Consider the following 20,232-nt stretch of genomic DNA (forward strand, 5'->3'; position numbering starts at 1 on the left):
ACCGCATAGACCTCAATGCCAATGCCTTCGCTCATGACCGAAGTGGCGGGCAAGCGCTCACCACACTGACTTTCGGTGCCTCAGACTGCGCGAGAACATCTGCCTTAGCCGGCTGGTCCAATGCCAAATTGCCGTCTGGCATTGCGCGCGCCTTGCAAAGCACCTGATCAGTCAGTCCTTCGCCGTGTTTCCTGACCAAAAGCTTTATGAGATGTCTGGTCCAGCCAAGAATGATCTCGACGCCTTCATCGCGGGTCCACAGCGCGGGTTTGATACGTGTGATAGGCTTGAACGGGATCGAACTATGGACTCCGTGGTCCGTCGCTTGGGGCAACATCCTTGATGCGCCGCCGGTGGATGCCCAAGCGGCGCGCTCTGGTGAAGGCGATAGGGACCCGTCAAGCTGCCCCGTCTCTGCGAATGCCAAGCTTAGGACAGCGCGTCCCTTATCGCCTTCCACGACGCCTCGTCCGGCGCCGCCAGCAGGTGGCCCTCTGTCATTGTCGGCCGATAGGTCTCTCTGGCCATGGTTGCCGCAAACCCGCCCGCTTCCGCATGGATCAGCACGCCGGCGGCGTGGTCCCACGGCTTCAGGCTCTCGTTGAGACAGAAGCCCATCGCGCCGGTCGCAAGCATACGATATTCCCAGGCCGAGCAGCGCCATGTGGTAGTGCGCAGAAAACGCAGCACACGCGGCGCCAGCTTTGCCTGCAGGTCCGGCTCGAACATATGTAGCGGAATGAAACCGTGAATTTGGTCGATCGGCGTCGGCGCGGCGACGGAAAGACGCGTTTTCGTGCCATCTGCGGCCACATGCCAGGCCCCCTCGCCGCGGCGGGCGACAAGGAAATCGCCCAGGATCGGGTAATGGATCAATCCGGCGATGGTCTCGCCGCCGGACACGATGGCGAGGATACTGCCGAACATCGGCACGCCATGGGCAAAATGCCAGGTGCCGTCGACCGGATCGATAACCGCCGCAAGGTCGGCGTCGGCCAGGCGCGTGAGGATGGAGGCGTCGTCCGACACCGCCTCCTCGCCGACGATGGCAATGCCAGGCAGGCGCTCAGCCAGCCTCTGGCTGAGCACGCGCTCGGCGGCGATATCCGCGTCCGTGACGATGTCGTCGGCTGCAGTCTTAGCGCGGATGGTGTCGGCGGTGATGGCGCGGAAGCGCGGCAGGATTTCGGCCCCGGCCGCTTCGCGCATGTCGCCCATCAGGGCGAACATGAGTTCGTTGGTGACGGGTTTCATGCGCGGCGCGCCTCGAGATAGGCTTTCAGCGCTTCCGGCTCGTCGGTCTGGAAGACGCTGATGCCGGCATCCATCAGGCGACCCCAGATACGGTCCGGATCGGTGAGCGCCGTTTCGTCTAGCCACTCGCCGCTGGCAGCCATGTCGAGTGTGTTCGACCAGAGCGCCATGCCGGCATCGCGGAACAGCTGCCGGTTGTCGGCGATCGTCTCAAGCCGGTCGAAGCGCATCTCGCACATGAATGGCTTGATTTCGGAGAGCAGCGCCATGGTCTCGTGCAGGCCTTGGGCCGTGAATTTCGCCATCGCCATGAACGGTACGCCTTCGATATTCTGGGCACGGACCCAGTCAAGTTCCTCGCGGGTCATCACGCGCGTCTTCAGGTCGACATAGGGTGCGGCATTCATCTCGCGAGCGCAGGCAGCAACCTCCGAAAACAGGCCGCGATCCTTGAGGTCGAGATCGGCGAAGATCCGGCCGCGGATGATTTCGAGCGCCTGCGTCAAGGTCGGGATGCGCTGGTCGGTGATTTCGCGATGCGCGCCGCCGTCGTCCTCGCGCAGCGCGATCGCCTGCAGTTCGGCGATGGTGAAGGTCTCGGCGTCGCGGTCGATACCGGCCATCCGCAGTAGCGTGTCGTCATGCATGATGAAGAGTTCGCCATCGGCGCTCTTGCGTACGTCGAGCTCGACGATGTCGGCGCCAACAGCGATCGCCTTTTCAATGGCGGCCAGACTGTTTTCCGGCGCACCGTGCCAGGCACCGCGATGGGCGACGATGGCGGGCGCGCGCTTGGGATCGGCGATATAGTCCTTGTAATGGGTCATTTTGTTTTCCTTGGGTAGGTCAGGCGCGGCGTGCCGCCAGATAGGATTGAAGGGCCGCCGCCTCGTCAGTCTGGATGACCGAGATGCCGGCATTGATCAGGCGACCCCAGACGGCGTCGGGATCCACAAGTGCTGCGGTATCGGTGAAGCCGGCGCAGGCGATGGAATCGAGCGTGTTGACCCAGAGCGCCATGCCGTTTTCACGCAAAGCACCATCGAGGGCGGCCAACTCTTCCAGCCGATCAAAGTAAATTTCGCAGACAGAAGGCGAGAGTTCCGACAGAAGCGCGATCTGGGCTGCGGCGCTCGGCACGTTGAGGCGGGTCTTGGCCATGAACAGAACGTCATGCGGGATGATGGTCTCGCGGATCCAGGCAAGGTCCTTTTCGGTTTTCAACGAGGCCCATAAATCTATCTGGCTTTCGACACCCATGGCCTTGGCACAGGCGATGACATCCGGGATGACATCCCGATCCTTGACGTCTAGATGCAGAAAAATGCGGCCGCGCGTCAGTTCGAAAACGTCGGCGAGGCTCGGCAGCTTTTCGCCGGTGAACGCATTTTCGGCACCGCCGTCGCGGTTGCGCAGGGCAAGCGCGGAAAGCTGCTGCGACGACAGGTTTTCCGGCGCGGCATCGAGACCGGCCATGCGCTCCAGCGTCTCGTCATGCAGCAGGAACAGCCCGCCATCGGCGCTGCGGCGGATATCGATCTCGACCACCTCGTAACCGGCGTCGATCACCCTTTCGATGGCGAGAAGGCTGTTTTCCGGCGCATCCCGCCAGAAGCCGCGATGCGCGACGATGGAGCAATCGCGGGCCGGATCGGCGATAAACTCTCTGTAGTTCACTGGTATTCTTTCACTGATGCGGGCGCGGACTTGGTCTGATCGAAGGCGTTGGAAATCGCGCGGCCGGTCTCATTCTCGAAGAGATGCAGCCGGGCCTGGGAAAAGGACAAGGACAGCGTCGATGTCGGATCGATTTCGGCGCCGTAGGGCGTGGCGATGCGCAGCGGCTGGCCGGCGATGTCCGCTTCAAGGATTTCGTGGGAGCCGAGGTCCTCACGGTAGCGGATCTGCGCCTTGATCGGACCGCCTGCCTTGACGGTGATGTCTTCCGGGCGAATGCCCAGCTGGAAACTGCCCTTGCCGGCAAAATTCGCGACCACCTGGCCGTCGGCCAGCCGCAGCGCGGAACCGTCGCCCGTCACTGCCAAAATGTTCATCGGCGGCGAGCCGATGAATTTTGCAACGAAGATGGAAGCTGGATGGTGGTAGATCGCCTTCGGGGTATCAAACTGTTCGATGTGCCCCTTGTTAAGGACGAGTATGCGATCGGCGAGCGTCATCGCCTCCACCTGATCATGGGTGACAAAAACGCTGGTGGCACCGATGCGGCGATGCAGGTCGGCGAGTTCGACGCGCATGTCGTGCCGCAGCTGTGCATCGAGGTTGGAGAGCGGCTCGTCGAACAAAAGCACGCCCGGCTCGCGAATGATGGCGCGGCCGATCGCGACGCGCTGACGCTGGCCGCCGGACAGCTGGCCCGGTTTGCGGGCGAGGAAATCGGCAAGGCCGAGCATCTTTGCGACGGTGGCCACCCGTTCGGCGCGTTCGGCCTTCGAGACGCCAGCGACCTTCAGGCTGTAGGCCATGTTTTCGGCGACCGTCATATGCGGATAAAGCGCATAGTTCTGGAACACCATGGCGCAGCCGCGGTGCTTTGGCTCTAGGTTCTGCACCTCGCGGCCGCCAATGAGGATCTTGCCGCCGCTGACCCTTTCAAGACCGGCGATCATCTGCAGAAGCGTGGACTTGCCGCAGCCCGACGGGCCGAGCACGACGGTGAACTCGCCGGGGCGAAGCGCCACGTCGAGTTGTGGGATGACGACGGTCTTGGCGTCATAGGCCTTGGTGACGCCGATGAGCTCGATATCGGCCGCGGCGGCGCGAATGGCTGTGTCGATGGCGGTCATTGGGTCATTTCTCCGAAAGAACGAGGCCCTGGACGAGAAAACGCTGCAGCAGGGCGATCATCGACAGGGGAACGAGGGAAACGAGCACGGCACCGGCCATGATCATCGGGAAATCGGGCACCTGGCCGTCGGCATCCGGCACGAGGCGGGCAAGCCCGACCACGGCGGTCTGCATGTCAGGCGTCGAGGCGACGACCAACGGCCAGAGATATTGTGTCCAGCCGCTCAGGAAGGTGAGCACGAACAGCGAGGCGACGCTTGTGCGGGCAAGCGGCAGCAGGATATCGAACAGGAAGCGGATCGGCCCTGCCCCATCCATGCGGGCCGCCTTGAACAGGTCTTTGGGCAGGGTGAGGAAAAACTGCCGAAGCAGGAACGTGCCGGTGCCATGCGCGACCAGCGGCGCGATCAGGCCGAAATGCGTGTTGAGCACACTGAGTTCGAGATGGACTGGCGCGCCGAAGGTATTGGCGATTAGATCGTTGAGGCCGGTGACATCCAGCACGGCATTGAGCGGCGAAAAGATGTTGGAAGCGACCTGGTAGGTGGTGATCACCCGAATATCGAGCGGCAGCATGATCGTTGCCAAGATCAGCGCGAACACCACGCCGGCCCAGCGAATGCGGAAATAGACGATCGCATAGGCCGACAGGAAGGACAAGGCGCAGGTGGCAAGCGCATTCGAGAAGGCGACGATCATGCTGTTGAGCATCTGGATCGGGATACGCGTGTCGTTGATGACCTTGCCCATATTGGCAAACAGCTCACCGCCCGGAACCCAGGCGAGCCCATTGCGCAGCATGTATTCATAGGACTGCGACGCGGTGGACAGCGTCAGGTAGAGCGGGCCGACGATATAGACGATGCCGATGATCAGCAGGATGCTGGCGGCGATGTTGATGGAGCGTGCGTTCTCGACCATGGCTCAGCGCTCGTAATTGATGCGCCGGCCGAGGAAGACGAACTGGCAGGCTGCGAGGAGAAGGACGAAGACCATCAGGATGGCCGTCTGGGTGGAAGCGCCGGAAAGATCAAAGCCGCGGAAGCCATCGACATAGATCTTGTAGACGAGCAGCGTCGTCGAACCGCCCGGACCGCCGCCGGTAATGGTATCAATCAGTGCGAAGACCGAGGTGATGCTCTCGGTGAATTCGAGCACGAAAGTCAGAAACAGCTGCGGCATGATCAGCGGCAGCTGCACGTCGAATATGCGTCGCCAGGGCCCTGCCCCGTCCATCGCCGCAGCCTGGTGCATGGTGTGCGAAATCGAGCGCAGGCCGGCGAGCAGGATGACGAAATTGAACGGAATGCCGCTCCACACATGTGCAGCGACCAAAGTGATGAAGGCGTCGGTGCCATCGATGCCGGGGTTCCACAGGCCGGGAACCAGCGTATTGAGCGGCGCCATCACGCCGACGAACGGGTTGAAGATGAAGGCGAAGACGACGCCGATCGAGGCGCCGGCGATGCCCTTCGGCCAGACCAAAATGTTGCGGGCCGGGATAGACAGGGCGATCTTGCGGTCGGCGGCGATGGCGAGCATCAGCGGCACGATGACCGCGAGCGAGGATGCCGTCAGCATGAAGACGATGGTGCGCCAACCGGCCATCCAGAATTCCGGATCCGACAGGACGCGCGCAAAATTCTGGAAACCGACGAATTCCGAGCCGCCGCCAAACGGCTGCTCCAGGAAAAACGACCAATAGAAGGCCTGGAAGACCGGCACATAAAAGAACAGGACGATCAGCAACATCAGCGGCGCCGCAAGGAGAAGCGGCAGCCAGCGATGGCTGAACAGGGAGGATTCCGACGACATGGAGACAGTCCCAAAACAGAATGAGGACATGGGGCGGTTTTCCGCCCCATGTCGCGGATGCGAGATCAGGATCAGGGAAGCTTCTTGCCCTTGTAGGTCTGCTCGAAGCGACGCAGCAGTTGGTCGCCACGCTTCTTGGTGTTGTCGAGGGCCGCCTGCATGGTCTGCTGGCCGGCAAAGGCCTTCTGGGTTTCTTCCATGAAGACTTCGCGGAACTGCACGTAGAAGCCGAGGCGGATGCCGCGGGTATCTGCCGTCGCCGGCTGGTTCATGGATTCAACGCCGAGCTTGGCGGTCGCGTATTTCGGCGAGTTCGCCTCGCCGCTTTTCGCGATGGCGTCCAGCACATCGGTCGTGACCGGCACGTAACCGGTATTGGCCGTGAAGAACATCTGCTGTTCGGGACGGCGCAGGAAGTCGAGGAAGGCCTTGGCGGCGTCGATCTCGGCCTTGTCGTGGCCCTTCATGACGTAGATGGAGGCACCGCCAACGAACGTGTTGTGGCGCTCATAGCCCCTGTACATCGGCGCCATGTTGACGGCCAGCTCATACTTGCCGTCGAACGCCTTGGCGGCGGCAGTGTAGGAGCCGGAGGACTGTTCCATCATCGCGCATTCGCCGGCATTGAAGGCGGCGGTGTAGTTGCCGGCCTTGGTGTCGGCGGCGAGACGCACCAGGCCTTCGTTGCGCCACTCGACCAGGTTGGCCAGATGCTTGGCGGCGAAGGTGGCGTTGATGGCATATTCGGCGTCGAGGCCGTCATAGCCGTTGTGCTTGGTCGCAATCGGCAGGCCGTGGCGGGCGGAGAACTGCTCGAGCACGCGCCAGGTGTCGCCATCGGTGACGAAGGGGCAGGCATGACCGGCGGCCTTCAGCTTGCGGGCGGCCTCGATCACCTCTTCCCAGGTGGTCGGCGTCTGCATGATGCCGGCTTTCTCGAGCTCGGTCTTGTTCGCGTAGAACAGCAGCGTCGAGGAATTGTAGGGCTGGGCGAACAGCTTACCGCCCGAGGTTTCGTAATAGGCGCGGGCGCCGGCGATGTACTGGTCCCACTTGACGTCCGGCATCAGGTCCTGAACCGGCTCGACGGCGTCCGACAGCATCAGGTCAAGCGTGCCGGCGTCGAAGAACTGGATAAGAACCGGATGGTTCTTGGCACGGTAGGCGGCAATCGCCTTCTGCATCGAGACTTCGTAGCTACCCTGGCCGACGCAATTGACGTGATTCTCGCTCTGGGCGGCATTGAAGGCATCGCACTGGGCTTTGATAGCGGTTTCGACCGGGCCGGTATTGCCATACCAGAATTCGATATTGGTGGCCTGGGCCGCGCTGGCACAGCCGAGAAGCGCGACCGTGGCCGCAAGAGTGGAGATCTTCATGTTCGCTTCGCCCTTTTGGATACCCGAGCCTTTTCGGGAAGAATTACGGGCCGTTGTTACACTTGATGTGTGACAATTAGTTGAAGGTATTCTCGGATGCCGCGGCATCCTCCCTGCGTTATGGGCGATACGCACGGAAGGAAGACAAACTCCTAGCAGTTGTCACACGCGCGTGGTAACTACCCTGCGCAAGGAGACCGAGCATGCCTTATTCACCGGAACTGCTGATCGACCAGCACTTTCTTCGCGCCAACGACGATGCGGTCGCTTCCGCAAACGAGCGCAGCCTGATGCGATTGATCTGGCGCCACCCGGGTCTCTCCCGCTCGGAACTGACGGGACTGTCCGACCTGACGCAGCAGTCGGTCCATCGGATCCTGGACAGTCTTTCTGAACGTGGCATCGTACTTCTGGGCCAGCCGAAGCCCGGGCTTGGCAGCGGCCAGCCGAGCCCGATGCTGCGTCTCAACGGCGACCACGCTTATGCCTGCGGCCTGTCCGTCACTTCAGATGTCGTTGACATCTGTCTCATCGACCTTTCCGGAAAAATCCTGGCCGAAAGCAGCATCCTGCTGTGGAACCGCAGCATGCGGCAAACGCTGGAGCTTGTTCGCGAGGAACTGACAGGGCATCAGCAGCGTCTCGGGCTGTCGTCGGAGCGCTTCTTTGGAATTGGTTTCGGCATCGCCGGCTTCCACGTGGACGGGACGCGCTACAATGCGTCCCTGCCGTTGCACGAATGGTCGTTGATCGAACTCGGCCCGTTACTTTTCGAAACCTTCGGAAAACCGGTCTGGACCATGAACGGCGCCAAGGCCGGAGCAATCGCCGAGATCATGTTCGGAGCCGGCCGCCACATCAAGCATCTGGCTTATCTGAGCTTCAACTACGGTTTCGGCGGCGGCCTGATCAGCGATGGCGAGCTTCTGCTCGGCGGTAACGGCAATGCGGGAGAGTTCTCGCAGATGTACGACTATGAGGAAAACAAACGACGGCCGGCACTGCAATATCTGCTGGAAAGGCTCAATCGCCACAACGTCAACGTTCCCTCGATCAGCTACATGCGAAAGCACTTCGATCGGACTTGGCCAGGTGTGGAGGAATGGGTCGACGAGGTGACGCCGGCCTATAACCGTCTCGTCAACGCGATCTGGGCCGTCTACGACCCGCAGGCGATCGTCTTCGGCGGGCAGGTCCCAATGGATCTTGCCCAGATGCTGATCGACCGCACCGAACTTTTCGGGAAACCCCGCTACGGCGTTTCCCGTCCCCATCCGAAACTGATTATTTCGGAGATCGGCAGCGACGCGGCGGCGATGGGAGCAGCGGTAAAGCCGTTCCAAGCATGCTTCGTTTGAGACCGCCCGCCGCGGGGGCGGCAAAGGTCGCCTTGAGTGGATTCGAACCGACGACCGAAGGGAGACGGGGATTTCAACGACAGCCAAGCCCAACCGCGTTGATGCGGATGTCGTAGAGAGCAAGTTCAATCGCGATGCACGCCAGCGTTTGCGGCCAGATAGGGCGTTGAAAATGGTCACCCAAGCGCTCGCATGCAGATCTGGTGCGTAGATATCCCTCGGCTTCGACCATTGTCGCAAAGACCGGAGAGCCAGTCGAGCAACCAAGCCTTTTATAGGATTCTATTTGGTCCGCGCTGTCGCGCAGAGGAAAGGTTGCATGCGAGCGCAGCGATGAATAAGCTCTGCCGGCGGCACGTAAGCCGCTTCGTTGACGAGGATAAAGATGGCAACCGGTACCGTTAAATTTTTCAACCAGGACAAGGGTTTTGGCTTCATCACGCCCGACAATGGCGGGGCAGATGTATTCGTCCATGTGTCGGCGGTTCAGGACTCCGGACCACTTCGAGACGGACAGAAGGTCAGCTACGAACTGGGCCAAGACCGCAAGACCGGGAAGTCGAAAGCGGAAAACGTCAGATCAGTTTGATCTGCATCTCTTCTCACTCAAAGATGGCCCATTGGCAACGTCGCCTGTTTCTGGCGGCGTCAGCGCTCGCGGCGCAAGGTGCATGACGATCCTAAGTAGGTTCGAAGCCGAGCACGAAATCGATGACTTTCGACGACGACATGCCGACCTACGGCTATCGCCGGGTTCATGCCATCCTGCGCCGCAACGCCCGCAGCGAAAGCCGCTCGTGGCCAAACGTCAAACGCGTCTATCGGGTGATGAAGGTGCACGACCTGCTGCGGAGAACCAGTTCGCCGACCTCTACAACGATAGCTCACCTTGCCGGGCAAGCTTCACGCGTCCTGTCCATCGAGCAAGCAGCAGGAAGATCGAGCAATAGACCGCAGCGCCAATCCCAACCTGTAACAGGAATGTCGACATCAACGGGATCGACGGCACCTCCAACTTGCCATGAAGAACGACAACAACGGCGACCATTGCTGAAGCGGCTGGCGCGATCAGGATTGCGATATTCTTCATCACGCTTCGCCAGTCAACGCCGCCGAACCGTATCTGTAATCTGACCGACGTCGTCACCGCAAAGGCGGCGCTGACGCATTGTCCCACCGCCAACGGCAGCAGACCAAATGGCGCGAGCGCGACGATGAGTGACAGCGACACAAAGACGTTCAACAGCGTAACCGGCAGTCTCTTGCTCACGTTCCCCATCACGGACAGCAACGGTTCGGTGATGTAACCCGGCAGGAGCAATAGTTGCTTCAGACATAAGACTGACACGATGAGCGCGACAGGCATCCACCGCTCGCCAAGTACGAAGTAAACCAGGGCGTCCGACACCTGCATCAGCCCAAGATAGATGGGGGAAGCAACGACAAGCAAGACTGTCAGAAAGCGACCGCTCGCTTCGGCAACTGAATTGTCCTGGTGCTTGGCCTGCCGGTCCCGAGCACGCCTGAAGACGACCCAACCAAGTGCCCGGGTTGGCTCCCCTAAAAACTCGGAGATGGCCGAGACTATTCGTTCCGCAGCGCGATAGTACCCGGCCTCGGTTATGCCCAGGAAACTACCGACTGCGAGCGTTCCAGAATATGAGCTGAGAAAGACGATGATCCGGTTCGCGACAATATGCCGTGAGAACTCAAAAACGTCCTTCACCACCGATCGCGTGATGGATAAATGCGGCCTCCAGCCAACGATCCGGGCTGATCCCATAAGCACCATTAGCTGGATGGCAATTCTGCCGATGACAAGCGCAGCCGCATGCCATCCAAGAAGAAGCCCTGTGATCGCCGCACCAACGCCGACCACCTCCGCCAGGATCCGAATAACCGCCTGCTGACGCAGCTGACCACGAACGACGAGGGTCCCGTCATATACGGTCGAAACGGCGGCTGGCAGCATCCAGCAACTGAAGAGTACGAGAAGTGCACTTTCCCAATACCTCTCCGTCCAGAGATAAAGAACTGCCGAGGCACCGAACCCCAACACTGTAAAGAACAGACCACTCAGCAAAGCGATTGTCGCCACCTGGTCGAAACGATCGCGGTCGTCACCGGATTTCATTATGAATTCGGCCCAACCTCCTTCCGCAAGAACAACGCAGAGAATGGCTATGGCCGAAATGAATGCGAACAATCCAAACTCGGTCGGCGCGAGAAGTCGTGCGGCAACAAAGAACGTACAAAGCTGTGTGACTTGAGCAGTCGCCTTGGCGGCAATCACCCAAAATCCTCCGGCCATGACTGATCCGGTGGTGTTCGAGCTTACCGTACTTCCACCTTTTTCCCGTAGCGGCTGGTTTGGTTGGTCTACCGACCGGTCAACTGGCAATGGACTCGTCCTTCATTAAAGAAAAAAGTCTCGGCAGCGATAGGGTGGCCGGACGGAGGAATACGGCAAAGCGTATCCCCCTCGCCTATCCACCTTCTGCTTAACCTTGGGTACGCTGAAAGATTATCGAGTATCGCAACTCCCAGGTTGGTTCGGTCCGATCCAAAGGTTCACGCCCCCAACGGACCCACGGCCATCCGTCCTTCGACCCATCAGCCGACCACAGTTCTTCCTGTCCCAGGAGGACCGGCTTGAAATCGGACGTTGCCAAAACCCGTGTCTTCAGATCGAGGTCGATACCATCGATAACAAGGTATCCCCCGGGCTCGACTAAGTTCATCATGTTCCGCAAGCAGACTTCGGCGAGCAAGTCGTCCATCGGACCGATCACATTGTTTGCAAGAACGATATTGTGCGGTCCGAGGGTGTCAGCGAGCCCACTTTCCGTTGCATCGGCTGTAAACCAGATGGTGTCCTTGCGAAGCCAATCCTGCACCCGAAGCGTTCCACCGTGCTGAACTTCAAACACGTCGCGAAGAGCATCGACCTCTTCCAAGAAGACTTCCGGTCGCCCTTCCAGATACAAGCCGTTTATTGCGGCGGACTGGTCTGGACAATAGATGCCTCGTTCGGCAGCTTTGACGACCTCGCTTGAAATATCCACGCCAGTCGCCAGAATCTTTAAGTCTGGCCGGGCCCGACGCAGCACATACATGGCCGAATATAGCTCCGCGCCTGTACTGCATCCAATTGAAGCCAGTTTGACGGTCGATCCGATCTGATAAGCGGACAAAAACCGCGCCAAGACATCCAGCAGCGGCGGGTTTCGCATGAACTGTGTGTAGTGGCTTTGGATCCGAACCGTGTGGCGGGTGAACCTGCGATAAATGAATCTGCCCAAACGGCGCATAGCGCGGGTCTGCGTAATCGCGCCTGGCAGCCCGTCCCAGATACTGTGGCAGACACGGCGTGGCGTTTGGAAAACGGCAACGGCGAAATTGATGGTGGACATGTAAGGAACTCCTGATCAGTTGCTCCGACGCCGCGCAATCCGAAAGGCAACGACCTCTCTTTAGCGAAAGGTTCGCGCCAGTCGGTGCCCAAGCGAGGAGCAAGTGAGTTCGGTCGATGAACGCGCGGGATGAATCCAGTCCGCCCGCACATAGTCAGCCATCGGCTTTCGGAAGTGTGCTGGATGGGACCTGCGCAAGACCGGATGTGAAACCCGTTCATCTCTGAACCTAAGTTTTGTGATATCTCCAACAGCGTGAGCCAACTGAGCGGCTTACGGGATTACGCGTCGCGGATACGGCGCGATTTCACAAAATCAGGCGATTGGAGGGCGATAGAGGCGGGGGGGAAAGAACGAATTCGGCTCGGACCAAACAGCACGTGGGTGCGTCGTGGCTGGCGCCCGGTCAGCCAACGTCGGGACGTCCGTCAGAACCGCTAAAACAGTGCACATCGCACGGCAGCACTTCCGGTAGCTATGCTCGCCGTTATGGTGATCGCTCTTCTCATCCGCCGCGCTCACGCAGTGATGCGAATGGCCGACATCAATAGCGGCTTCAACTAAGGCAGCGCTGCTATGAATGGCGACCTGCTCTGAATTGCTGAAGGTGAATGCAGCGAACGACAAAATGATCGCTAGCTTCATCAAACCACTCAGATATGAGATCCACAGCTTTGCCATCCCGCATTTCTAGGTTCGTTGGGGTGTGCGATCAACTCCGCAGTCTGGCCAAAAATTCAACCAAATTGCGTAATGCATCTAGTCACCTGAATCTAAAGTTCGCCGCATGATGTCTGCTCTGCTTTTTGGCCATCTCGAGTGGAAAGGCCATGTTGTTGCGCACGGTCATGTGCGGATAGAGCGCTTAGGACTGGAACGCCATGGCGAGCCCGCGCTTGGCCGATAGAGCCTTGGTCACGTCCTTACCGTCGATCTCGATGAGGCGCTCCTCGAAATCGCGCAATCCGGCTCGATTCCGCTCCTTGGTAGCAAGTTGGACATGCCGTTGCCCCGCTCAAGTCTTGCATGCGGACATATCCGGCTTCCCTATCGCTAGACCGTCAGGCCGCACTAAGGCTGATCAACGCATCGTCCCCCTTCGCAATTCGGCAGCCCCGGCTCCGTCTGGAAAGCACCTCGGCGAGCCATACGGCGTCGTCGTACTCAGCACGTACGAGACGAAATCTTGTCCGGCGGAACGCTACCATTTCGAAGCCGCGACAGCGATGGTCGCGGTCGTCGATGTCCACGAAATAGGCGAGCGCGAGATCCGGTCTCAGGGCCTCGTGACCGCGTATCCCCTCGTAGTCGTTGATGAAATCGCCACACCCATAAAGTATTGGCCTGCCGCGGTAGATTTCCACACCGATCGGATGGTGGGACGAATGCCCGTGAACAAGGCCGACGCCGGCTTCGTCGATCAGCCGATGGGAGAACTGTCGATGCGCTTGCGGTATCTCATAGCCCCAGTTTGGCCCCCAATGGATCGACACGACGACGAGGTCCCCGGCGCTTTGGCATTGCTCCGTGCCGCGTATGACCCGCGCGACAGCAGCGTCCCCCAGATCGCCAAGGAAATTCACGCCCGGCCTTTGCTTTCTGGCGGCCCAATGGGCCGAGACGCCCGCAGAAGGACAGCCGAAACCGAACACCAGCACCCGTCGTCCTGCTGCCGTGTGCAGCAGCGCCGGGCGACCCGCGGCTTCGGCATTGTCGCCGGCGCCGGCGCTGGCGATTCCCGCTTGCGCAAGGTACCTGACCGTATCGGACAAAGCCGGCATTCCCCAATCCGCAACATGATTGTTCGAAAGCACGCAGCAATCGATCTTGGCAATGGCGAGGCAGCCGATATTGTCCGGATGCATGCGGTAGTTGATGCCCTTGGCTTCTGGCACGCCATTCGCGGTGATACTCGTTTCGAGATTGGCAATGCGGAGATCCGCTGCTTGGCTGTCGATCTCCAGGAGCGCGTCGCCCCAGATATAGTCGAGCGATACAGGGCGCGGAATAGGCCCCGAACACCGTTCGGCAAGCCTGACATAGTCCAGCGCCGATGAGCAGTAGCGTTCAAACAGAGCCGGATCGCAAGGATGCGGCAGGATCTGGTCGACGCCGCGGCCGGTCATGACATCACCGCAAAGAAAGAACCTCATGCATACTCCTTCTCGGCCAATGGCAATTCAACAATGGTGATCCCGCGCGCGTCATTTCATTGAGCCGCATCAACGCAATTGCAAACCATCCGGCGTTTCGCTTGTCAGGCTATCGAAACCGACAATCGGGCGATGTCCCATGTCCTCTCTGGACCGGACCCCTGTCTAGATGGACAATGCGCCAGGCAGTGGCTCATCACGAGTGCCGCTAGGAAACTGCTTCCTGAACTCGCCGAGGACCCCATGACTTTTACCATCACATCACCCGCCTTTGACGATGGCGGAACCATTCCCAGCCTCTACACGTGCGAAGGACGGGATATCTCACCACCTCTTGAATGGACGGACATCCCGGCCGGAACCAGAAGCATCGCGCTGATCGTCGACGATCCGGATGCCCCGGATCCGGCCCATCCGAAGATGACCTGGGTACATTGGGTTGTCTTCAATCTGCCGCCCGATCTGTCCGGGCTTCCGGAAGGGATCTCGCAACTGCCGTCAGGCGCCGACACAGCCAGGAACGGCTGGAATCGCAATGCCTATGGCGGCCCTTGTCCTCCCATCGGCATGCACCGCTACTTCTTCAAGCTCTACGCACTTGATGACCGGCTGAATGTATCTGCGGCGGCCAGCAAGGACCAGATCGAAGTGAAAATGCGCGCCCACATCATCGCCAAGACCGAGCTTGTTGGCACCTACCGCAGGGCGGCACACTGACGGGCCGGCAGCGTGGCTGAGCGTACTGCCAAACTCTATGTCCAGGCCCCGGGCCCCACGGTGGGAACCGTGATCCGGGCGGAGACGCGATGATATGGCTCCCTGACCTCGGCGAGGGCTTCGAAGGCGTCATTCCGTCCATCATCGCGGCGGCGGCGGACGGCACGCCCAATATCGGTAGCGTCGCCTTAGAATATTGAATGACGCAGTCGCGATGGCCAAGGGTTCGCCCCCTTCGCCACCAGTTACGGCATCGGGTCGGGCCCAACAGCTACCCCCTTGCAAAGAATAGGGATCCGTTCATGATTCGCGAGATGCTCTACCTTGATGCGTGCATACGGTTACTGGCACGCTCGGCCGAGTGTCGAATTTACGGGGCGGAATGGGGTCGTAGCTCAGTTGGGAGAGCGCCGCAATCGCACTGCGGAGGTCGAGGGTTCGACTCCCTTCGACTCCACCAAGATGACCCTGACCTAGTTTCAGGAGAATGGCAATGTAGCAAGAAAATCAACAACTAACAGGCGGCCTCGCAAATGGGATGCCTAGTAAAGGGAGGAAGTAATGGCTATTCGTTTATTGTTTGCCGGCGCTCTGATGACGGGCGTGGCAGCTATGGGCTTTGCGGGTTCCGCATGGGCTGGCGAGTTTGACGGTGTGACCGTCAATGTCATAACCTTCACCGGCCCGCAGATTGCCGAGCCGATGCAACGCCGCGCTCCTGATTTTGAGAAGCTCACGGGCGCCCACATCAATGTGATCACGGTTCCCTTCTCCGATCTCTACCAGAAGATCCTCACCGACTGGTCGACGGGTACCAACTCGCTCGATGCCGGCGTGTTCGCGCCGCAGTGGATGGTGGACTATGTGACACCGGGATTCATGGAAGACCTTAGCCCGCGTGTCGAGGCGGACGCCGCTCTCAAGCTCGACGACATCGGCGGGTTTTTCCGCGATTTCTCGATGAAGTTCGCGGGCAAGACCTACACCATTACCCTCGATGGTGATTTCCAGATGGTCTATTACCGGACCGATGTGGCCAAGGAGCTTGGCCTCGGCGCGCCCCAGACCTGGGACGACTACATCGCTTTCGCCAAGGCAGCCAACGGCAAGGACATGAACGGCGACGGCAAGCCGGATTTCGGCTCCTGCATCGCCAAGAAGCGCAATGCCCAATCCTACTGGATGGTGACCTCGGTCGCCGGCGCCTTCCTGCAATCCAAGGGCACGTCGCAGGGTGCCTTCTTCGACGTCCGCGACATGAAGCCCCTGGTCAACAACGAGGCCTTCGCGGCGGCGCTCGCTGTCTACAGTGAGACCACCAAATATGCCCCGCCTGACGAGATCAACCTCGACGTGGGCGACACGCGCAACCTGTTCACCTCGGGTCAGTGTGCGCTGACCATCGACTGGGGCGACATCGGCACGCTCGCCATCGACCCGGAGAAGTCCAAGGTGGTCGACAAGGTAGGCGCCGTCATCCTGCCGGGGTCCGCCAAGGTGCTCGACCGTGATACCGGCAAGCTCGTCGACTGCACAGCCGATATCTGCCCCTACGCCATCGACGGGGTGAACCACGCGCCCTTCGCGGCCTTCGGTGGCTGGTCGGGCGGCATCAACGCCAAGGCAGCCCCGAAGGTGAAGGATGCGGCCTACGCCTTCTTCAGCTACATGAGTGCACCCGAGCAGTCCAATGTCGACGTCACTATCGGCATCACCGGCTTCAACCCCTACCGCCTATCGCAGTTCCAGGGCCTGGATAACTGGCGCAAGGCAGGCATGAGCGAAGCTGCGGCCAAGGACTATCTGGGCGCCATTGAGGCGAGCCTGAATTCGCCCAACATGGTGCTCGACCTGCGCATTCCGAACAATCAGAAGTATCAGCAGATCGTGCTGGATACGGCGATTGCCCGCATGCTCGCCGGAGAAATAGACATTCCGACCACGATGAAGACCATCGAAGACGGCTGGAACGAGATCACCGACGAAGTTGGCCGCGACAAACAGCTCGCCGCCTACAAGTCGACCATCGGCGCAAACTAGCGTCACATCGACCCGGTTTCTCCCGTCCTCCGGGACGGGAGAAACGTCAAATCCAGATGGAGCACACGCCCTTGGAGACTTGGCAGACACGCGCTGTCGATTGGTTCGATCGGCATTCTGGGCGGTTTTTCGTGCTTCCGGCCAGCCTGCTCATTTTGGCCTTCTCGATCTTCCCGCTGATCATTTCGGCATGGCTTGCGCTGTCCCGCTTCAGGCTGGGCAGCGAAGGATACGAACTCATCTTCGTCGGCTGGAACAATTTCAGGAAGCTGCTGTTCGGCTCCGAGCAGTATCATCTGCTTGGCACATTCATGCCCACATCGTGGCTCGGCTGGCTCATTGTCGCGGCCGCGATTGTCCTGATCGGCTGGGGCATTCGCAGCTTCGTTACTTCCGGCCACGTGACCGTCATGGGCGCGATCGGCCGTCTCATAGCCTTTGGTCTTTTCGCCGCGCTCGCCTGGCTCTTCGCCGCCACGATCGGCGACAAGGGCCAGATCGGCTCGCTGTCGACGACGATCTTCTACGTCTTGCTGGGGGTCGCCATCCAGTTCGTCATCGGCGCCGGGCTGGCCTTTCTCTGCTCGCTCAGAATCCGCGGGCGAAGCTTTTTTCGCGTGGTGTTCTTCGTCCCGCTCATGGTCACGCCGGTGGGCATCGCCTACACTTTCCGCATGATGGCCGACATGACGGTGGGGCCTATCTCGCCCCTCTGGCACTGGCTAGGGTTGGGCGATTTCTCATGGGCGACCAATGCCTGGTCGGCGCGGCTCGTGGTCGTTCTGGGCGATTCTTGGCAATGGATCCCGTTCATGTTCCTGGTCATGCTGGCTGCCTTCGAGAGCCAACCCAAGGATGAACTCGAGGCGGCCGAACTAGACGGCGCCTCCAGCTTCCAGATCTTCGTCGACATCACCTGGCCCTCCGTCGCCCCGGTCGCGGCAACCATCGTGCTGATCCGCATGATCGAGGCCTTCAAGATCGTCGACCTTCCTAACGTCCTGACCAATGGCGGTCCCGGAATCGCGTCCGAATCCCTCACGCTGCACGCCTTCATGCAGTGGCGCGCCCTCGATCTGGGCGCTTCGGCTGCAATCTCCTATGTCCTGCTCTTCACCTCGACGATCATCTGCGTGTCGTTCTTCAACTTCGTCGTCAATCCTGCGAGGAGGGCGCGCCAATGAGCATTTTCGAATCCAAGAAGCTCGGTGAAATGGCCGTCGGGACCAAGATCGTGGTCTACGGGGTGCTTGGCATCTGGACCTTCATTGTCCTGTTCCCGCTCTATTGGGTGCTGATCACCTCGTTCAAGGTGCCTATCGCCGTATCCGGCGGACCTTTCTACCTGCCCTTCGTCGACTTCTTGCCGTCGCTGCACGCCTGGAGCTACATCTTCTTCGATCTGGGCAACGATACGTTCCGGCCCTATTTCAACTCGGCGGTCGTGGCCGTCTTCTCGACGCTTCTTGTAATGATCGCCGGGTCGCTGGCCGCCTATGCGCTGTCGCGGTTCACGTTCCGGCCGCGGCTCTTGACCATCCTCATCTTCATACTCGCCGTCGCCCTCGTCATCGTGCTGGTCGCTGCACTGGGCGTGAACTGGCTGATCGCGGTCACCGTCGGGTTGGCGCTGGCCGTCATCGGGGCAGGAATGTTCCGCAGGACCCCTTCGCCCACGCTGGGTAATCCCGACATCCTGTTCTGGATGATCTCGCAACGCATCTTTCCGCCGGTCGTGGCCGCGATCCCGATCTACGTGATGTTCCAACAGGTCCGCCTGCTCGATACCCACGTGGCGCTGATCCTCACCTACACGGCGGTGAACCTGCCGATCGTGGTCTGGCTGATGTACGATTTCTTCGTCTCGATCCCCAAGGATCTTGAGGAATCAGCCGAGCTCGACGGCGCCTCGAGAATCCGCATCTTTTTCGAGATCATCCTGCCACTATCCAAGCCGGGCCTCGTCGCCACGAGCCTTCTGGTGCTTATCTTCTCCTGGAACGAGTACCTGCTGGCTCTGTTCCTCTCGACAGCCAACGCCCAGACCATGCCCCTTTTGGTCGCCGCACAGAACGCGACGCGCGGACCGCAATGGTGGTACATGAGTGTGCTCATCATCATCATGATCGTGCCGGTCATTCTGCTCGCCCTTGTCCTGCAACGCTTCATCGCCAAGGGACTGCTCGTTGGCGCCGTCAAAGGTTGAACACATGACCGTCAGGCTCGAGAAGGTAGTCAAGTTCTTCGGTTCGGTGCGGGTGCTGCACGAGCTCGATCTCGACGTGAAGGAAGGCGAGTTCCTCGTGTTGCTCGGTGCTTCGGGCTCGGGGAAAACCACGGCGCTGCGGATGATCGCCGGGCTCGAGACCGTGAGTTCCGGCATCATCACCATCGGGGGGCGGGATGTCACCAATGTGCTGCCCAAGAACCGCGACGTGGCGATGGTGTTTCAGTCCTATGCGCTTTATCCGCACAAGACAGTCGCCGAAAATATCGGCTATCCGCTAAAGATCCGAAGACTTCCAAAGCCCGAGATGGAAGCCCGCATCAAGGATGTGGCCGACCAGGTCCAGTTGACGCCCTACCTCGCGCGCTATCCCCGCCAGCTTTCGGGCGGGCAGAGACAGCGCGTGGCGCTGGCGCGGGCTATGGTCAGGCGGCCCAAGGTGTTCCTGATGGATGAGCCCCTGTCAAACCTTGACGCCAAATTGCGAGGTCACATGCGGGCAGAACTCGGTCACATGCAGCATGACCTCGGGATCACGACCATCTATGTGACCCATGACCAGATCGAGGCGATGACATTGGCTCACCGCGTCGCCCTGCTTGAAGGAGGCAAGCTGCAGCAGCTGGATACACCGGCGAATATCTACAACGATCCTGCCAATCTCTTCGTCGCGCAGTTCATCGGTTCGCCATCGATGAACGTTGTGCGCGGTACGCTTGACGGCAATCTTTTCATGACGGGCGGGACGAAAATCATGGTTCCGGTGATGGGCAAGGTTGCAGAGGCCGTGCTTGGCGTGCGTCCCGAGGACTGCGCCGTGACGGCGCCCGAAGACGCCGACGTGAACGGGAATATCTACGCGATCGAACTCATCGGCGATCACACCTTAGTCACGGTCAAGACCGAGTCGGACATGCTCACGGTGAAGGCGGCGAAGGATTTCTCTGCGAAGGTCGGCAACGCCGTGGGGGTAAGATTGTCGAAGGACAACCTCTACCTCTTTGAAGCCGAACACGGTGTGCGGGTGCGATAGAGCGTCTGCTTCCCGGCCCGATGAGCAACCTCTCCGCG

The 20,232-nt window shown here is 60.0% G+C and carries 19 protein-coding genes, 1 tRNA gene and 2 pseudogenes; 9 read left to right on the forward strand and 13 right to left on the reverse strand.

Features of this window, described 5'->3' with window-relative positions:
* Positions 1-429: 429 nt before the first annotated feature.
* The 7 genes from BC363_RS20780 to BC363_RS20810 all read right to left on the reverse strand — a co-directional run bounded on the left by BC363_RS20780 (position 430) and on the right by BC363_RS20810 (position 7,253).
* Positions 430-1,254 (reverse strand): inositol monophosphatase, encoded by an 825-nt coding sequence (locus BC363_RS20780; protein ID WP_065785314.1) that lies wholly within the window; start codon positions 1,252-1,254, stop codon positions 430-432.
* Entirely contained in the window at positions 1,251-2,081 is an 831-nt protein-coding gene (locus BC363_RS20785; protein WP_065785315.1) for a glycerophosphodiester phosphodiesterase family protein, read from the reverse strand. The genes BC363_RS20780 and BC363_RS20785 overlap by 4 nt, the downstream gene beginning before the upstream one ends.
* 19 nt (positions 2,082-2,100) lie before the next feature.
* A complete protein-coding gene (locus BC363_RS20790) occupies positions 2,101-2,931 on the reverse strand; it encodes a glycerophosphodiester phosphodiesterase family protein (protein WP_065785316.1) in 831 nt (276 codons plus the stop codon).
* Complete coding sequence (gene ugpC, locus BC363_RS20795; protein ID WP_065785317.1) at positions 2,928-4,058, reverse strand: sn-glycerol-3-phosphate ABC transporter ATP-binding protein UgpC; 1,131 nt, start codon at positions 4,056-4,058, stop codon at positions 2,928-2,930. The genes BC363_RS20790 and ugpC overlap by 4 nt, the downstream gene beginning before the upstream one ends.
* Positions 4,059-4,062: 4 nt before the next feature.
* Positions 4,063-4,980 (reverse strand): ABC transporter permease subunit, encoded by a 918-nt coding sequence (locus BC363_RS20800; RefSeq protein ID WP_065785318.1) that lies wholly within the window; start codon positions 4,978-4,980, stop codon positions 4,063-4,065.
* Between the two features lie 3 nt (positions 4,981-4,983).
* Positions 4,984-5,874 (reverse strand): sugar ABC transporter permease, encoded by an 891-nt coding sequence (locus BC363_RS20805; protein WP_065785341.1) that lies wholly within the window; start codon positions 5,872-5,874, stop codon positions 4,984-4,986.
* Between the two features lie 71 nt (positions 5,875-5,945).
* Positions 5,946-7,253, reverse strand: a complete 1,308-nt coding sequence (locus BC363_RS20810; RefSeq protein ID WP_065785319.1) for an extracellular solute-binding protein — start codon at positions 7,251-7,253, stop codon at positions 5,946-5,948.
* A gap of 203 nt (positions 7,254-7,456) precedes the next feature.
* Here BC363_RS20810 and BC363_RS20815 point away from each other — a divergent pair, with 203 nt between their 5' ends.
* Positions 7,457-8,611, forward strand: coding sequence for an ROK family transcriptional regulator (locus BC363_RS20815; protein ID WP_065785320.1), 1,155 nt, complete (start codon positions 7,457-7,459; stop codon positions 8,609-8,611).
* 73 nt (positions 8,612-8,684) lie between these two features.
* Here BC363_RS20815 and BC363_RS35555 read toward each other — a convergent pair whose 3' ends face one another.
* Complete coding sequence (locus tag BC363_RS35555) at positions 8,685-9,086, reverse strand: hypothetical protein (RefSeq protein ID WP_202618601.1); 402 nt, start codon at positions 9,084-9,086, stop codon at positions 8,685-8,687.
* On the opposite strand from BC363_RS35555, the gene BC363_RS20820 reads away from it, so the two are divergent.
* Together BC363_RS20820 and BC363_RS34580 are read left to right on the forward strand one after the other, a co-directional pair.
* On the forward strand, positions 8,997-9,200 hold the full coding sequence (locus tag BC363_RS20820; protein ID WP_065785321.1) for a cold-shock protein: 204 nt from the start codon (positions 8,997-8,999) through the stop codon (positions 9,198-9,200). The genes BC363_RS35555 and BC363_RS20820 overlap by 90 nt on opposite strands.
* A gap of 140 nt (positions 9,201-9,340) precedes the next feature.
* Positions 9,341-9,460: pseudogene (locus BC363_RS34580) on the forward strand (IS3 family transposase); the annotation flags it as partial.
* Between the two features lie 22 nt (positions 9,461-9,482).
* Here the strand turns inward: BC363_RS34580 and BC363_RS20825 are convergent.
* From BC363_RS20825 to BC363_RS20835, 5 genes and pseudogenes are all read right to left on the reverse strand, one after another.
* Positions 9,483-10,922 (reverse strand): oligosaccharide flippase family protein, encoded by a 1,440-nt coding sequence (locus BC363_RS20825; RefSeq protein WP_083223617.1) that lies wholly within the window; start codon positions 10,920-10,922, stop codon positions 9,483-9,485.
* Between the two features lie 190 nt (positions 10,923-11,112).
* Entirely contained in the window at positions 11,113-12,024 is a 912-nt protein-coding gene (locus BC363_RS20830) for a CheR family methyltransferase (protein ID WP_065785323.1), read from the reverse strand.
* Between the two features lie 315 nt (positions 12,025-12,339).
* On the reverse strand, positions 12,340-12,705 hold the full coding sequence (locus BC363_RS34585; RefSeq protein ID WP_065797971.1) for a hypothetical protein: 366 nt from the start codon (positions 12,703-12,705) through the stop codon (positions 12,340-12,342).
* A 124-nt stretch (positions 12,706-12,829) separates the two neighbouring features.
* Positions 12,830-12,964, reverse strand: a pseudogene (locus BC363_RS36245) (sugar ABC transporter ATP-binding protein); the annotation flags it as partial.
* A gap of 121 nt (positions 12,965-13,085) precedes the next feature.
* On the reverse strand, positions 13,086-14,177 hold the full coding sequence (locus BC363_RS20835; RefSeq protein WP_065785324.1) for a CapA family protein: 1,092 nt from the start codon (positions 14,175-14,177) through the stop codon (positions 13,086-13,088).
* Positions 14,178-14,420: 243 nt separating this feature from the next.
* Here BC363_RS20835 and BC363_RS20840 point away from each other — a divergent pair, with 243 nt between their 5' ends.
* The 6 genes from BC363_RS20840 (at position 14,421) to BC363_RS20865 (ending at position 20,194) form a co-directional block, all read left to right on the forward strand.
* Positions 14,421-14,894, forward strand: a complete 474-nt coding sequence (locus BC363_RS20840; RefSeq protein WP_065785325.1) for a YbhB/YbcL family Raf kinase inhibitor-like protein — start codon at positions 14,421-14,423, stop codon at positions 14,892-14,894.
* Between the two features lie 384 nt (positions 14,895-15,278).
* Positions 15,279-15,354 (forward strand) — tRNA-Ala (locus tag BC363_RS20845).
* A gap of 101 nt (positions 15,355-15,455) precedes the next feature.
* Positions 15,456-16,934, forward strand: a complete 1,479-nt coding sequence (locus BC363_RS20850; protein WP_065785326.1) for an extracellular solute-binding protein — start codon at positions 15,456-15,458, stop codon at positions 16,932-16,934.
* Between the two features lie 131 nt (positions 16,935-17,065).
* Positions 17,066-18,118 (forward strand): sugar ABC transporter permease, encoded by a 1,053-nt coding sequence (locus BC363_RS20855; protein ID WP_202618598.1) that lies wholly within the window; start codon positions 17,066-17,068, stop codon positions 18,116-18,118.
* Complete coding sequence (locus BC363_RS20860) at positions 18,115-19,140, forward strand: carbohydrate ABC transporter permease (RefSeq protein WP_065785328.1); 1,026 nt, start codon at positions 18,115-18,117, stop codon at positions 19,138-19,140. The genes BC363_RS20855 and BC363_RS20860 overlap by 4 nt, the downstream gene beginning before the upstream one ends.
* Before the next feature lie 4 nt (positions 19,141-19,144).
* The gene (locus BC363_RS20865; RefSeq protein WP_065785329.1) at positions 19,145-20,194 is read left to right on the forward strand and encodes an ABC transporter ATP-binding protein; all 1,050 of its coding nucleotides are present in this window, start codon (positions 19,145-19,147) and stop codon (positions 20,192-20,194) included.
* Positions 20,195-20,232: the final 38 nt, after the last annotated feature.

It is taken from the genome of Ensifer sp. LC384, from assembly GCF_001695865.1.
GTDB lineage: Bacteria > Pseudomonadota > Alphaproteobacteria > Rhizobiales > Rhizobiaceae > Ensifer.

Bases quoted from the DNA above. Each gene is read 5' to 3' on its own strand.
- BC363_RS20780 (WP_065785314.1), bottom strand. From the start codon at position 1,254: ATGAAACCCGTCACCAACGAACTCATGTTCGCCCTGATGGGCGACATG.
- BC363_RS20785 (WP_065785315.1), bottom strand. From the start codon at position 2,081: ATGACCCATTACAAGGACTATATCGCCGATCCCAAGCGCGCGCCCGCC.
- ugpC (WP_065785317.1), bottom strand. From the start codon at position 4,058: ATGACCGCCATCGACACAGCCATTCGCGCCGCCGCGGCCGATATCGAG.
- BC363_RS20800 (WP_065785318.1), bottom strand. From the start codon at position 4,980: ATGGTCGAGAACGCACGCTCCATCAACATCGCCGCCAGCATCCTGCTG.
- BC363_RS20805 (WP_065785341.1), bottom strand. From the start codon at position 5,874: ATGTCGTCGGAATCCTCCCTGTTCAGCCATCGCTGGCTGCCGCTTCTC.
- BC363_RS20810 (WP_065785319.1), bottom strand. From the start codon at position 7,253: ATGAAGATCTCCACTCTTGCGGCCACGGTCGCGCTTCTCGGCTGTGCC.
- BC363_RS20815 (WP_065785320.1), top strand. From the start codon at position 7,457: ATGCCTTATTCACCGGAACTGCTGATCGACCAGCACTTTCTTCGCGCC.
- BC363_RS20820 (WP_065785321.1), top strand. From the start codon at position 8,997: ATGGCAACCGGTACCGTTAAATTTTTCAACCAGGACAAGGGTTTTGGC.
- BC363_RS35555 (WP_202618601.1), bottom strand. From the start codon at position 9,086: ATGGACGAATACATCTGCCCCGCCATTGTCGGGCGTGATGAAGCCAAA.
- BC363_RS20825 (WP_083223617.1), bottom strand. From the start codon at position 10,922: ATGGCCGGAGGATTTTGGGTGATTGCCGCCAAGGCGACTGCTCAAGTC.
- BC363_RS20830 (WP_065785323.1), bottom strand. From the start codon at position 12,024: ATGTCCACCATCAATTTCGCCGTTGCCGTTTTCCAAACGCCACGCCGT.
- BC363_RS34585 (WP_065797971.1), bottom strand. From the start codon at position 12,705: ATGGCAAAGCTGTGGATCTCATATCTGAGTGGTTTGATGAAGCTAGCG.
- BC363_RS20835 (WP_065785324.1), bottom strand. From the start codon at position 14,177: ATGAGGTTCTTTCTTTGCGGTGATGTCATGACCGGCCGCGGCGTCGAC.
- BC363_RS20840 (WP_065785325.1), top strand. From the start codon at position 14,421: ATGACTTTTACCATCACATCACCCGCCTTTGACGATGGCGGAACCATT.
- BC363_RS20850 (WP_065785326.1), top strand. From the start codon at position 15,456: ATGGCTATTCGTTTATTGTTTGCCGGCGCTCTGATGACGGGCGTGGCA.
- BC363_RS20860 (WP_065785328.1), top strand. From the start codon at position 18,115: ATGAGCATTTTCGAATCCAAGAAGCTCGGTGAAATGGCCGTCGGGACC.
- BC363_RS20865 (WP_065785329.1), top strand. From the start codon at position 19,145: ATGACCGTCAGGCTCGAGAAGGTAGTCAAGTTCTTCGGTTCGGTGCGG.